Source organism: Luteibacter anthropi (genome assembly GCF_011759365.1).
GTDB classification, from domain to species: domain Bacteria; phylum Pseudomonadota; class Gammaproteobacteria; order Xanthomonadales; family Rhodanobacteraceae; genus Luteibacter; species Luteibacter anthropi.
In genome coordinates, this window is record NZ_JAARLZ010000017.1 from 1 (window position 1) to 13309 (window position 13309).

Annotated in this window: 14 protein-coding genes; 7 read left to right on the top strand and 7 right to left on the bottom strand. The window is 65.2% G+C overall.

Annotation, left to right across the window (positions count from 1 at the left end; translation table 11 throughout):
- The first annotated feature begins 694 nt into the window (after window positions 1–694).
- On the top strand, window positions 695–1735 hold the full coding sequence (gene mgrA, locus HBF25_RS21290; RefSeq protein WP_166952637.1) for an L-glyceraldehyde 3-phosphate reductase: 1041 nt from the start codon (window positions 695–697) through the stop codon (window positions 1733–1735).
- Window positions 1736–2038: 303 nt separating this feature from the next.
- Complete coding sequence (locus HBF25_RS21295) at window positions 2039–3382, top strand: S8 family peptidase (protein WP_166952640.1); 1344 nt, start codon at window positions 2039–2041, stop codon at window positions 3380–3382.
- Window position 3383: 1 nt separating this feature from the next.
- On the opposite strand, the gene HBF25_RS21300 is transcribed toward HBF25_RS21295, so the two are convergent.
- From HBF25_RS21300 to wrbA, 4 genes are all read right to left on the bottom strand, one after another.
- A complete protein-coding gene (locus HBF25_RS21300) occupies window positions 3384–3869 on the bottom strand; it encodes an asparaginase domain-containing protein (RefSeq protein ID WP_166952643.1) in 486 nt (161 codons plus the stop codon).
- Between the two features lie 38 nt (window positions 3870–3907).
- Window positions 3908–5587, bottom strand: a complete 1680-nt coding sequence (locus HBF25_RS21305; RefSeq protein ID WP_166952646.1) for an acyl-CoA dehydrogenase family protein — start codon at window positions 5585–5587, stop codon at window positions 3908–3910.
- Window positions 5588–5696: 109 nt separating this feature from the next.
- A complete protein-coding gene (locus tag HBF25_RS21310; protein WP_166952649.1) occupies window positions 5697–6035 on the bottom strand; it encodes a DUF2069 domain-containing protein in 339 nt (112 codons plus the stop codon).
- Window positions 6032–6634: an NAD(P)H:quinone oxidoreductase gene (gene wrbA, locus HBF25_RS21315; protein WP_166952652.1), complete on the bottom strand. Its 603-nt coding sequence runs from the start codon at window positions 6632–6634 to the stop codon at window positions 6032–6034. The genes HBF25_RS21310 and wrbA overlap by 4 nt, the downstream gene beginning before the upstream one ends.
- A gap of 77 nt (window positions 6635–6711) precedes the next feature.
- Between wrbA and HBF25_RS21320 the strand changes: the two genes are divergently transcribed.
- From HBF25_RS21320 to HBF25_RS21330, 3 genes are read left to right on the top strand one after another with little or no spacing between them, the layout of a single operon-like run.
- Entirely contained in the window at window positions 6712–7983 is a 1272-nt protein-coding gene (locus tag HBF25_RS21320; protein WP_166952655.1) for a YihY family inner membrane protein, read from the top strand.
- Window positions 7980–8444: a TlpA family protein disulfide reductase gene (locus HBF25_RS21325; RefSeq protein ID WP_166952658.1), complete on the top strand. Its 465-nt coding sequence runs from the start codon at window positions 7980–7982 to the stop codon at window positions 8442–8444. The genes HBF25_RS21320 and HBF25_RS21325 overlap by 4 nt, the downstream gene beginning before the upstream one ends.
- A 1-nt stretch (window position 8445) precedes the next feature.
- Window positions 8446–8715, top strand: coding sequence for an acylphosphatase (locus HBF25_RS21330; RefSeq protein ID WP_166952661.1), 270 nt, complete (start codon window positions 8446–8448; stop codon window positions 8713–8715).
- 205 nt (window positions 8716–8920) lie between these two features.
- On the opposite strand, the gene HBF25_RS21335 is transcribed toward HBF25_RS21330, so the two are convergent.
- Entirely contained in the window at window positions 8921–9403 is a 483-nt protein-coding gene (locus tag HBF25_RS21335) for a copper chaperone PCu(A)C (protein ID WP_243853369.1), read from the bottom strand.
- Window positions 9403–10020, bottom strand: a complete 618-nt coding sequence (locus tag HBF25_RS21340; RefSeq protein ID WP_166952668.1) for an SCO family protein — start codon at window positions 10018–10020, stop codon at window positions 9403–9405. Before HBF25_RS21340 ends, HBF25_RS21335 begins: the two co-directional genes overlap by 1 nt.
- Window positions 10021–10100: 80 nt before the next feature.
- Between HBF25_RS21340 and HBF25_RS21345 the strand changes: the two genes are divergently transcribed.
- Window positions 10101–10487 carry a DUF423 domain-containing protein gene (locus HBF25_RS21345; RefSeq protein ID WP_166952803.1) on the top strand — a complete coding sequence of 129 codons (387 nt, stop codon included), beginning with the start codon at window positions 10101–10103 and terminating at the stop codon, window positions 10485–10487.
- Between the two features lie 5 nt (window positions 10488–10492).
- Here HBF25_RS21345 and HBF25_RS21350 read toward each other — a convergent pair whose 3' ends face one another.
- Entirely contained in the window at window positions 10493–11989 is a 1497-nt protein-coding gene (locus tag HBF25_RS21350; protein WP_166952671.1) for a transglutaminase-like domain-containing protein, read from the bottom strand.
- A 124-nt stretch (window positions 11990–12113) separates the two neighbouring features.
- On the opposite strand from HBF25_RS21350, the gene purT reads away from it, so the two are divergent.
- A complete protein-coding gene (gene purT / locus HBF25_RS21355) occupies window positions 12114–13295 on the top strand; it encodes a formate-dependent phosphoribosylglycinamide formyltransferase (protein WP_166952674.1) in 1182 nt (393 codons plus the stop codon).
- The last annotated feature ends 14 nt before the right edge of the window (window positions 13296–13309 follow it).

The following is a 13309-nucleotide window of genomic DNA, read 5'->3' on the forward strand; positions in this document are numbered from 1 at the left end:
TTCTGCTCATGATGCCCACCTCCGTCCCGATTAGACGCTGGTGTTGCACCGACCGGTTGAGATCGCCCCGTGCCTCGGCAGGAAAGGCCGGCCTTCCTGGCCGGCCCCGCTACGCGGCCTTATCCGCCCGCTCCCCTCACCTCCATCAAGTCGCGCCAAGGGCCGCCCCCGCCGCCTCTCCCCTCGTCGCGGCAGCTTGTTGTAGGAGCGCGCCTGCGCGCGACCGGTTATCGCGAACATCATCATCGTTTCGATATCACCGGTCGCGCGCAAGCACGCTCCTACAACGCCACTACTAAAGGGGTGGGAGCGGATCGCATCCGCGATGGGTGCTCGCGAACGCGCATCAATCGCCCCATAGCCATCGCCGACACGGTCGGCTCCTGCCCCTTCGGTAGCCAGTGCACACCTGCCCATGGCGTTGCTGACGCCCTGTAGGAGCGCGCCTGCGCGCGACCGGTTGTCGCGAACATCTTCATCGTTTCGATATCACCGGTCGCGCGCAAGGCGCGCTCCTACAGGGGAGCGGGGTTGCAGGATGGGTCGCCGACCGCCTGCCTGGCGCGGGCGGGGCTGCGTGGGTGACAAATGTCGTATCGGCGATGAACGTGCTTCATCGCTGTGTTGAAAGACAAGTCGATATCCGATGCACCGAGGTTGCTAGGATGACGGGCATCCCTATGGAGCCTTTCCCATGTCCTACCGCGCCGCCCCCGACCGTTACGACAACCTCATGCCTTACCGCCGCTGTGGTCGCAGCGGTATCGATCTGCCTGCCATTTCGCTCGGCCTGTGGCAGAACTTTGGCGGCACCGATGTCTTCGAGACCGGCCGCGCCATCCTGCGTCGTGCCTTTGATCGCGGCGTCACGCATTTCGACCTGGCCAACAACTACGGTCCGCCCGCGGGATCGGCCGAGGAAAACTTCGGGCGTGTTCTCGCCACCGACTTCGCGCCGTATCGCGACGAGCTGATCATTTCCACCAAGGCCGGCTGGGATATGTGGCCCGGTCCGTATGGCGGCATCGGCGGCAGTCGCAAATACCTCATCGCCAGCCTCGACCAGTCGCTGAAGCGCATGGGCCTGGACTACGTGGATATTTTTTACTCACACCGCGTGGACCCGACGACGCCGCTGGAAGAGACCATGCGTGCGCTGGCGCATATCCATCGCCAGGGAAAGGCCTTGTACGTCGGCATCTCCAGCTACTCGCCCGAACTCACCCGCAAGGCCGCCGCCATCCTTGCCGACGAGCACGTGCCGCTTTTCATCCACCAGCCGAACTACTCCATGTTCAATCGCTGGATCGAGGATGGCCTGCTCGATACGCTGGATGATCTCGGTACCGGTTGCATCGCATTCTCGCCGCTGGCGCAGGGGCTGCTCACCTCGAAGTACCTCGGTGGCGTGCCTGCCGATGCACGTGTCACGCGTGATGGCTCGTTCCGCAAGGACATGTTGAGTGATGAAAATCTCCAGCGTATCCGTGCACTCAACGCCATCGCCGAGCGTCGCGGCCAGACGCTGGCGCAGATGGCCATTGCCTGGGTGCTGCGCGATCCGCGTGTTACCTCTGCATTGATCGGCGCGCGCACCGTCGAGCAGCTGGACAATTCGCTGGATGCCGTAAAACAGCTGTCGTTCTCCGCAGAAGAACTCGCGGAAATCGACCGCCACGCCACCGATGGCGGCACCGACCTTTGGCGCGAATCCGCCGTTCTCCAATCACGTTGACTGTAGGAGCGCGCCTTGCGCGCGACCGGGCATGCGATATACCCCTTCGCGCGCAAGGCGCGCTCCTACAACGGCCGGTGTCGCCAGGACCGGGCCACTGGCGCGAATCCTCATCCGCCGACCAGATACAAGTCGACCACCTAAAGACTGTAGGAGCGCGCCTCGCGCGCGACCGTTTACCCTCAAGCGGGCAAGTCCACATCGCGCAGGTTGGCTTGCCGGCACGAACTCACGGGTGGCAGTGATCGCCGAGCGAATCGCACACATTTAACGTGGATGGTCCATTTATAAAGGACCATCCTCATGCGCTGTCCGTTTGCCGTCGTCGTGATCCTTGCTCTGGGCACTTTCAGTGAGGGCGCCTTATCGTCCACCCGCTACATCGTCCGGTTCTCCAGCCCACAGTCCGTCTCCGAAACAAAACCACCAGGAAAACGTGTCCGGCGATCGGCGGCACCGACCCAGGACATCGCCGCGAATCGGCTCAGATCGCTCGGCGCCGATGCAGCGGTATACGAACAAGAGGTGGCCGATGCCGACGCACTACGCGCACTTCCCGGGGTCGTTTCCGTCGAAGAGGATCGCCGCCTGCAGCTCACGGCCGTGACCGATCCGCTCTGGCGCCGCCAGTGGTACATGCACGATCCACGCTACGGCACGGATGCGGAAGTGGCCTGGCGTTACACACAGGGCGACGGTGCCGTGGTGGCTGTCGTCGATTCCGGCATCGTTTCTCATCGGGAATTCGAAGGACGCCTGTTGCCCGGTTATGACTTTCTGTCCGACGCGCAGGAAGCCCGCGACGGGGACGAAAGGGATGCCGATCCCACCGACGAAGGCGACTGGCGCGATCCGGGTGAGTGCGGATCGCTCGTGGCGCATCCGTCGTCCTGGCATGGCACGCATGTGGCGGGACTCGCGGTCGCGCGTGGAGGCAATAGCTACGGTGTTGTCGGCGTGGCTCCGGGGGCGATGTTGTTGCCGGTTCGTGCCGCGGGCATGTGCGGTGCCTGGACATCCGACGTGGTCGATGCCATCACCTGGGCGTCGGGTGGGGACGTGGAGGGTGTGCCTCCGGTCGAGCGGCGGGCCGATGTGATCAATCTCAGCCTGGGTGGTCCCGGTGCATGTGGTGAGGCGTTTGCTTCGGCCATCGCCGCCGCACAGGCGAGGGGGAGCGTCATCGTCGTCGCGGCGGGCAACAATGGCGTCAAGGCATCCACTTTCTCACCGGCTAACTGCCCGGGCGTCATTTCGGTGGGTGCGCTGGCGCGCGATGGCAGCCAGGCGTGGTACTCCAACCATGGCGACGGGTTGACGCTATCCGCACCGGGCGGCTCGAAGTCAGGCATCCGTCGGGACGATATCGTGTCCACGCTCGATCTTGGCCGCACGTCTGCAACGCGCCCGGTGTTCGGCTACCTGGCGGGTACGTCGATGGCCGCGCCGCAGGTGGCGGGGCTGGTGGCACTCATGCGCTCGGCCGATCCGCAGATCAGCGTAGAGGAGGTAAGGCAGCAACTGGTGGACAACGCGCGGCCCGTGCAGGGGCGCTGTCCGAAGGGCTGTGGCGCTGGCGTCATGGATGCCGGCGCCACCGTGGATGCCGTGGTCGAGGACCGGGCGCGTCGCGAGGCGACGCGCTGAATCAGACGGCTTCGAAGCGGTTGGCGTCGCGGTTCTTGCGCACCGTCTTCGGGTCCCACACGCGGCCGTTCATGGCGATGTACACGCCATCGGACAGTGTCTGCACGGCGCCAACGGCGCAGCCGATGTTGAACACGGCGTCAGAGCCCTGGAAGCGGGCGGGGTTCAGGGCACCGGTGAGCACGATGACCTTGCCCGGAATGCCTTCGAGCACCTTCGCCGTTTCCACCATGGTGTCGGTGCCATGGGTGACCAGTACGTGGCGGTGCGGTTGTGCCTCGATGGTGCTGCGCATGAGGGCGCGGTCTTCGTCGGTGACGTGGAGACTGTCCTTGCGCAGGATGGGGATCACGTCGAAACGGAATGCCACGCCCAGCTGGGTGAGGATCTCACCGATCTGCGGCGAGCCGATCTGGTAGTCGGACTTGTCGTCGAAGTAGACCTTGTCGATCGTGCCGCCGGTGGTGACGATGGTGAGATGCTGCATGGGCTGACCTGGGACTGGCGTGGAGCGGGGCGGCCATTCTACATGGCCGCCCGCACCTTCCGGGCGCAGGGTGTCGCCGGTCGGTCATACGCCAGCGTGGCGTCGTCGTCGGTGTGGGGCAGCGACAGCCGGTCCAGGCCCCGTGCAATAAAGCGACGGCAGGCCGCCAGCGGGCGATCATCGCCTGCCGCTTCTCCCCAGCCGGCCGAGCGCACCAGCAGGGCCGCAGCCATGCTCCGGGCCAGCGTGAAGGCGATGCCGCGAGCCGAGGCCTCGAGTGCGCCACGGTCCGAGGCGGTATCGGCGAGCAGCGATTCGGTGGCGTCCAGCGCCGCATGGATAGGCCGCAAGGCGGTCGAGCCGGCCGGCACCAGAGTGGCCACGGTTTCTCTCAAGGCAGGAAGGCCTCCGGCGCTGAGGGTTCGCAGCATGTCCAGGGAGAGCACGTTGGTGGTGCCTTCCCAGATGGCGTAAACCTGCGCGTCGCGAAGCAATTGGGGCAGGCCGGTGTCCTCGATATAGCCGGCACCACCGAAGCATTCCAGGGCTTCGGACACGACGGCGATGGATGACTTGGCCGTCCACAGCTTGGCCAGCGGAGTAAGCAGGCGAAGCAGGGCGGTTTCACGGGGAGAGGCTTCGCCCTGTTCGCTGCGACCCAACAGGTCGGCGACGAAGAACGCGAGCGAGAACGCGCCTTCGAACTCGGCCTGCATGTCGGCCAGGGTACGTGCGTGCAACGGCTGGTCGATGAGATACGCACCGAAGGCCTGGCGCCGATGGGCATAGTCGCGGGCCAGCGAGATTGCCCGGGCCATGCTGGCGACGGCGCACACGGCGTTCCAGGTGCGTGTGATGTTCAGCATGGGCGTCACCTGCCTTACGCCATGTTCGAGCGGTCCGACCGGTGTCGCGGGCAGGCCGTCGAGATGAATTTCAGCGGTGGGAAGCTCGTGCGTACCGAGTTTTTTCTTAAGCCGGTCGATGGTGATGCCGCGCCAGGCGCCGTGTTCGTCCTTCGTTTCCACGTAGAACAGGGCCAGGGCGGCGGTGCCTTTGCCAGCTCCCTCGGGGCGGGCCAGCGCCAGCGCAGCCTCACCCACGACGGCCGAGCTGAACCACTTGCGGCCGTACAGGCGCCACTGGCCGTCGGGATCGCGACGGGCCACGGTCTCCGTCTGGCCGACGTCCGAGCCACCATGGGTCTCCGTCATCCACTGACCGGACAGCCAGAAGGTGGCGGGATCGCGGCTGAGGAAATGGGGCAGGGCGCGGTCCATCAGTGCCTGCCCGCCTGTCGCGCGGATGGCCGTGGCGGCGCCGTCGGTCATCGCCAGCGGGCAGCAGTAGAACTCACTGGCCGGGTGATACAGATAGACGCGGGCGAACTGTTCCGTTCGCGCCCAGGGCGTCGAGGCATGGCCAGCGGCCAGTACGCCGTGCCGTGTGGTGAGGGAGGGGCCTTCTTCCCAGGCCGGCGTCAGGGCGATGCGATCGACGCGGGCGCCCCAGGCATCCCAGTTCGTGAGGACCGGTTCGGTGCGCGGCGTGCGCTGCCTGCGCTCCCAGGCATGGACGGCGTAGTCGCCCAGGGCGACCAAATCGGGAGTGGTGGTGGCGAACCGGTCATCGGGCAACGTGCGTGCGAGCCAGGCGCCGAGCACGCGGTCGTTGCGGAACGGGTGGGCCAGTCGCGGCGAGTCCTGAAGGAATCCCATCGTGCGGTCCTCTTCGTCGGTATCCGCGATCTAGCCTGCACCGCCGTGCAACGGAGGTCGAGACGCTGCGCAGCATTGGCGCAGGACGCGCCAGCGCGCCGCCGGCCATTCAGCGTCGGCGACGGACGCCGGCACCGAGCGTGCCGATAAGGAGCAGGGTAAAAAGGATCTCCAGCACGGCAAGCCAGCGGTCGGCCGTGGAGCTCCACACCTCCGATACGCCGTGGCAGAAATAGAACAGCGAAAGGATGCCCACCCACAGCAAGGCGCGGATGACGTTGGGCAGGGCCAGCAGCGGGAGCAGCAGCGGCGGCACCGTAAGCGCGAAGGCGACCCAGCGCGGAATGGATACCGGCGCGTAGAGCGAATACCACAGCACCTGGACCACCAGCAGGGCGGCCCAGGCGATGAGTCCGGTCTTCTGCGTGGCCGTGAGCGGCGACGTCACGCCGGCGTGCCCAGGCGGCGGGCGACATCCGCCAGTCGCTTGCCAAGCGCACGCGCCAGTTCGCGTTCAGCCTCGGAAATGGGCTGGTCGCCTCGGTGCCCGGCGACATGGCTGGCCCCGTACGGCGTGCCGCCGCTGGTGGTGCTGCTGAGGGCAGGTTCCGTGAAGGGGATGCCGACCAGCAGCATGCCGTGGTGAAGCAGGGGCAGGGCCATCGACAGCAAGGTGGATTCCTGTCCGCCATGCATGGTGCTGGTGGACGTGAACAGGGCGGCCGGTTTGCCGGCGAGCGCCCCCGAGGCCCATTCCGCACCCGTGGTGTCGAGGAAATGCTTCAGTGGCGCCGCCATGTTGCCGAAGCGCGTGGGGCTGCCCATCGCCATGCCCACGCATTCGATCAGGTCGGCCCGCGAGACATACGGCGCACCTTCTTCTGGCTCGGGTGGCATGGCCGTTTCGGTGACCGGCGCCACCGGAGGCACCTGGCGCAGGCGGGCGCGCATGCCCGGCACTTCCTCGATACCGCGCGCCAGCAGGCGGGCGAGCTGGGCCGTGTGGCCCGTACGGCTGTAGTAGAGTACGAGTACGTCGTGGGACATGGATGGTCGCCTTTTCGAAGGCGCTAGTCTCGCAGAACTGCCACACGTTCCCAATCGTTCGGGAAGAAAGGATGGACATGCGCTTGCGTTTCGATCGGGATCGCGCCCTCAGCTTCACTCGTTTCACCTGGTCGCGTTTCCTCGACGACAAATGCTTCGAGACGGCCGGCGCGCTTTCCTACACCACGCTGGTCTCGCTGGTGCCGTTGACGGTGGCGGTGTTCGCCATCCTGTCGGCGTTTCCCGTGTTTGCCGAATGGCGCGGCAGCATTGCCGACTATGCCTTCCGCAACTTCGTGCCGGCCACGGGCGCGAAGATCCAGGAATACATGCTCGCCTTCGCCGACAAGGCGAGCCAGCTCACGGGCATCTCCGTGCTGGTGATGCTGTTCAGTGCCGTCACCATGATGATCAGCATCGAAGACCGCCTGAACCGCATCTGGCGCGTGCGCAAGCCGCGCGGCTGGACATCGCGCCTGCTGCTGTACTGGGCGGCGCTCACGCTGGGGCCCATCCTCGTGGTGGGTGGCCTCGTCTTGTCGTCCTATCTCACGGCCTTGCCCATGCTGCATGCGGCGGCGGATCAGATCGCCACGCAGAGCACTTTGCTGAATTTCGTGCCGTTCGGCATCACGTTCGTGACGCTGTTGCTCATGTACACGATGGTGCCGAACCGGCGCGTGTCGTGGCGGCATGCCGCCATCGGTGCGCTGCTGGGTGCCGTGCTTTTCGAGATCGCGCGCTGGGGCTTCACCCAGTTCATCCGCCGCTCGCCGAACTACGAGGAAATCTACGGCGCGCTGGCCGCGATTCCCATTTTCCTGTTGTGGATCTACCTGTCATGGATCATCGTGATCCTTGGCGCCTCCATTGCGGCGTCGATTTCCGCCTTCGAGTACACCACGCCGCACGAGGCCTTACCCGATGGCGCCGAGTTCATCGGCCTACTGGTGGTGCTCCAGCATTTCGTCTGCGCGCAACGCCTGGGCGAAAGTGTCGATCCGGCCATCGTCCGCGTGCGCGAGCCTTATCTGTCGTCCAATGCCATCGCGAGTTACTTCGACGACCTGCAGAAGGCCGACATGATCCAGCGTGGCGAGGCCGGTGGCTGGTTGCTCAGCCGTTCGCTCGACGCCACCGAACTGCTGCGCGTGTATCGCTGCGCCCAGTACCGCCTGCCGCTGCATCCGCGCGAGCAGGTGGAGCGCCTGGGCATCGCGTTGCCGGCCGAACTGCTGGTACTTCTGGACAATCTCGCGCTGGCGCTGGATGCCACGCTGGGGGCCCGGCTGGATACACTGTTTCCTCCCCAAGTCGTCCGTTCCCCCAACGAGGACACCTTCGAATGATCCTGCGCTTCGCCGCCGCCCTGGCCCTGGCCGCCAGTGCGCCTGTCCTGGCCACCGCCGCCACGCCTACGCTCAAGGTCACCACGGTCGATGGCCATGCCTTCGACCTGTCTGCCCAGCGTGGCAAGTGGGTGATCGTGAATTACTGGGCCACCTGGTGCGTGCCCTGCATCAAGGAAATGCCGGATATCTCCGGTTTCGTGAAGGATCACAAGAACGTCGCGGCGATCGGCCTGGCCTTCGAGGACACCGACGTCAAGGAGATCAAGGCATTCCTGGCCAAGCATCCGGTCGTCTATCCGATCGCGCAGGTGGATGTCACCGAGCCGCCGAAGGATTTCGATCCGCCGCAGGGGCTGCCCACCACCTATCTCATCGCACCGGATGGTCACGTTGCCAAGCGTTTCGTCGGCCCGGTGGATGCAAAGAAACTCGGCGAGGCCATTGCCGGAGGAAAGTGAGATGAATGCCGCACGCTTCATCGTCAGGGGTCGGGTGCAGGGCGTGTTCTTTCGCGCGTCTACCCGTGACCGGGCCGTGACCTTGAAGCTTGCCGGCCACGCGCGCAACCTGCTCGATGGAAGCGTCGAGGTAGTGGCGTACGGCGAGGCGGTCGCCATCGATCAGCTGGAGGCATGGCTCCATCAAGGACCCCCGACGGCATCGGTAGAAGAACTCTACCGCGAAGAACTCCACCCCCACGAAGCCCCCGCCACCTTCGTCGTGAAATAACCCTGCCCACCACCTTCTTCGTGAAATAACCCTGTAGGAGCGCGCCTTGCGCGCGACAGGTTTTCGCGAAACCTTGATCACGATGGCGTTACCGCGATGATGGATGCTTACTCACGGCCGGTCGCGCGCAGGCGCGCTCCTACAGGGGATATCCATCGTGGTGCTTGCGCGCGAAGCTGTCGCGCGCCAGGCGCGCTCCTGCGGGTTAGTCGTGGGGGCCGGTGGCGTTTGCCGGGCGGGCCAGCATTTTTACAGGCACGGCTTCACCATCGGAGAGCTTGAACGTCACCGTGAGCGTATCGCCGGCTTTCACCGGGTGCTTCGCGTCCATCAGCATCACGTGATAACCGCCGGGCGAGAACGACGTCTTCTGCTTTGCCGGCAGCGGCACGCTGTCCACCATTTCCATGCGGCCCATGCCACCTTCGGTGCTGCTGCGATGGATCATCACGTCGCCGTAGTCGGCACTGTCCGCCGACACGATCGACAGCGCCCGGTCCGAGGTGTTCTCGAATGTCACGAAACCACCCGCAGGCAGCGTGCCGGGCAATACGCGAATCCATCCGTCCGATGCAATGACGGGCGAGGCGGTCGCCGGCGTTTTCGCTACAGCTTTGTTTGCGGGTTTGTCGCTGGCATGTGTGCCACCGGCGACAAGAACGAGCGCGAAGGCAAGGGAACGAAGCATCACGAGTGGTTCTCCAGCGTGGTGAGCAGCGTGAGATCGTGCACGATGTCGTCCTGCGAGGCCGATGGCGTGGCAAGCAGTCGGGCCTTGCCCTGCGCGTCGAAGATGAAGATGGCCGAGCTGTGGCTCACCTCGTAGTTGCCATCGCCACGGTCCGGTTCACGGGAGAATGCCGAGCGATAGCGCTTGGCCAGTTTCTCCAGTTCGGGGTCGGGGCCGCTGAGGCCGATGGCACGCTTGTCGAACGCGGTGACATAGCTATGCATCACCGACGGCGTGTCCCGCTTGGGATCGACGCTGACGAAAAGAATGCGCACGTTTTCCGCCGCCGGCCCCAGGCGGTCTAGCACCACGTGAAGCTGGGTCAGGGTGAGCGGGCAGACATCAGGGCAGTGGGTGTAGCCAAAGTACAGGATGGCAACCTTGCCCTTGTAATCGGCACCGGTCACGTTGCGGCCCTGGTCGTCCACCAGCTTGAAGTCGAGGTCGGGCAGGTGGCCGGAGACATCATTCAGACGCCACTCGGGCTGCGGTTCGCGCTGGCAGCCGGCAAGACCGGCCAGGGCGACGAAGGCGAACAGGGCCAGCACGACCCTGCGGAAAGAGGACGACTTCATGCGACACTCCGCGAGATATCGTCCGAAGCATACGCCACCCTTCCCGCCGTCATGGCTCCAGGAGACAGGAATTCCCCATGATGCGACATCGTGTCAACGGCGCCACGGCACTCACCGTCGCCCTGTCCGGCGCCACTGCCGTGATCCTCGGTGCTTTTGGGGCCCATGCCCTGCGCGGCCTGGTCGATGCGCAGGCGATGCAGCCGTGGCACACCGCCGTGCAGTATCACTTCTGGCACACGTTGGCCTTGCTCGCTGCCGCATTGGGCCTGCCGGCCGGCGGCGGTCGCAAGACGGCCATCGTGTCGTTTGCCGTGGGCATCGTGCTCTTTTGCGGCAGTCTTTACGTGCTGACGCTGGGTGCCCCGCGCTGGGTCGGCATCATCACGCCGGTGGGCGGCATTGCCTTCATCGCCGGCTGGCTGGCGGTGGGCTGGTCGCTTGCCCGGGGATCTTCCGGCGACTGACGCCTTCAGCGTTCGCTGCCCGCACCTGCCGAGCCAACGAAACCACCTTCGGCCGGACCAGGAAGGTCGATCAGGTTCGACGATGGCTGGGCCTTGTCGATGCGTATGTCTCGCAAGGTATTCATCGCGGCGAAGAAACGCCACGGGTCACCATTGCCGGTACCCAGGGCGATGTGCGTCGAGTCGAAACGTCGCTCGGCGGAATCGAAACTGATCCAGCGCCCGTCGATATAGGCCTGCGTCCAGGCATGCGGCACGAAGACGCGCGATGCACCTCCCATCCGTTCCACATAGGCGATGCCGGTAACCATCCGCGCCGGAATGCCGAGCGAACGCGCCAGTGCGGTGAGCAGAACGGCATGCTCGGTGCAGTCGCCACGACGGCTGTCCAGTGTTTCCAGGGCCGATGCGTAGCCCACGTCGAGGCCTTTCTGGTCGATGTAATCGGACAGGAAGGCACGCAGCTTGCGCATGCGCTGCAGGTCGGTTTTCGCGTCTCCGACGATCGATTTCGCGAAGTCCGCGATTCGGGGAGAATCGGATTGCACCCATGGGCTGGGTGCCGTGTCCTCGCCAGAGGGCGAGCTTTCCCTGCCAGGGCGTGCAAAGCCGATATCGACGTAATACATGCCATCGCCCAATGACGATACATGTTGTTCGTCCGTCTCGATGAACGGCTCGGGATGGTTGCCGCGCACGGTGATGGTGTAGCGCATCGGTGCGGAGCGGAAGTTCGGTGTCAGTGCCCGTGGCGAATCGATCAGCGCTGCACGCAGGATATCCAGGTCCTGGTCGGGGGCCTGGGCGCACGCCTGGTTGCAGGCGGTCATTTCCAGGCGGAAGCCAAGCAGGGGTGAAATGCCACGCCGGATGGCTCCCTGGTCGTCCACCCAAATATCGACCGGATGCGCCGAAGGTACGTTGACCAGCGATTGGCGCAGGTGATGAAGGTGCTCATGGCTGCCATCGGGCATCTCGATGGTTTCGTCGCCCACGACGGCGACATCCACCGTGGCGACCTGCTGTCTCACCGAATCGAAGTTGCGCACGCGATACGTCGTTCCTGCACGAAATCCGTGGGCGACCGTCGCCAGTCGCTGGCCCTCGATCAGTGCCGCCCCGGTTGGCCAGATCAGCAGGTTGACCTGCGATTCGCCGCCGACGGTGTTCGATACCTGGAAGGTGCCGTCCTGACGGGAGGTTCCTTCCACCACGCTCTCCTTCGACGACATGTTGCTGTTGGCATAGAAGGCCAGCGGGGTGCCGTCGGGCGCCTCCACGGTCTTCACCGTGGTGTGCGTCACCAGGGGCGTGTGGATGCGGGTCAGGCGGAAGTCGAGGGTCTGCGTCGTGGTGACGGCATCGGGCGTGACGTCGCGATCGATTTGCAGGCTTCCCACCTTGCGGCCGTCCAGCAGGACGGTCATCCAGCGACGTTCGGCCAGGGCCGGCTGGATGGCAAGGCACGAAAGTACGGCGAGAACGGCAAGACAGCGTCTCATGGGCGTACGTCCGGCAACGGGGACAGCTGCATCTCATCACGTTCGCAGCCGGAGTCAAGTGCCGACGGAGACAGGGGGATCAGCCGGTACACTAGGCGTTTCCCGACCCCGGCAAGGCCTCCTCATGCATACCTTCGGCACCCCCCATTCCGATAACGCCCTGCGGGTGCTGCTGCTGGGTTCCGGCGAGCTCGGCAAGGAAGTGGCCATCGAACTCCAGCGCTTCGCGGTCGAGGTGATCGCGGTCGATCGCTACGCCAATGCGCCCGCCATGCAGGTGGCCCACCGCAGCCATGTGATCGACATGCTCGATGGCGCCGCCTTGCGCGCCCTCATCGAGCAGGAAAAGCCACACCTGGTGGTACCGGAGATCGAGGCCATCCATACGCCGACCCTGGTCGAGCTTGAAAAGCAGGGACTGAAGGTCATTCCCACGGCAAAGGCAGCGTGGCTCACGATGGACCGCGAGGGCATCCGTCGCCTTGCGGCGGAGGAACTGGGCCTGCCCACCTCGCCCTACCGGTTCTGCGATACGCGCGAGGCCTTTCTCGCCGCTGTGGCCGAACTGGGCACGCCTTGCGTGGTGAAGCCGGTGATGAGTTCGTCCGGCAAGGGGCAGAGCGTGGTCCGCCGCACGGAGGATGCCGACGCCGCCTGGGAATACGCGCAGTCGGGTGGCCGCGCGGGCAAGGGCCGGGTGATCGTCGAGGGGTTCATCGATTTCGATTACGAGATCACCCTGCTGACGGTGCGCCATCGTGATGGGGTGTCGTTCTGTGCGCCCATCGGGCATCGCCAGGAGGATGGTGATTATCGCGAGTCGTGGCAGCCGCAGCCGATGAGCGATGCGGCGAAGGCTGCCGCCGAGGGCCAGGCCGATGCCATTACCGCCGCGCTGGGTGGCTGGGGGGTGTTCGGCGTGGAGTTCTTCGTGCGCGGCGACGAGGTCATTTTCTCCGAAGTCAGCCCGCGTCCCCACGATACTGGTCTGGTTACGCTTATTTCGCAGGATCTTTCGGAATTCGCCCTGCATGCGCGCGCTATCCTGGGCCTGCCGGTTCCCGAGATTCATGCCTTCGGTCCGGCGGCATCGTGCGCGGTGCTGGTCGAGGGCGAGGGTCATGCGCCCACCTACCACGGCATCGCCGAGGCGCTGGCCGAGACCGGCACCATGCTTCGCATCTTCGGCAAGCCTGAGGTGCGTGGCCGTCGTCGCATGGCGGTGACCCTGGCGCGGGGAGGTAGCATCGACGAGGCCCTCGAGAAGGCCAAGCGGGCCGCGACGAAGATCCGCGTGCAGCTTTGAACCAGTGAATACCG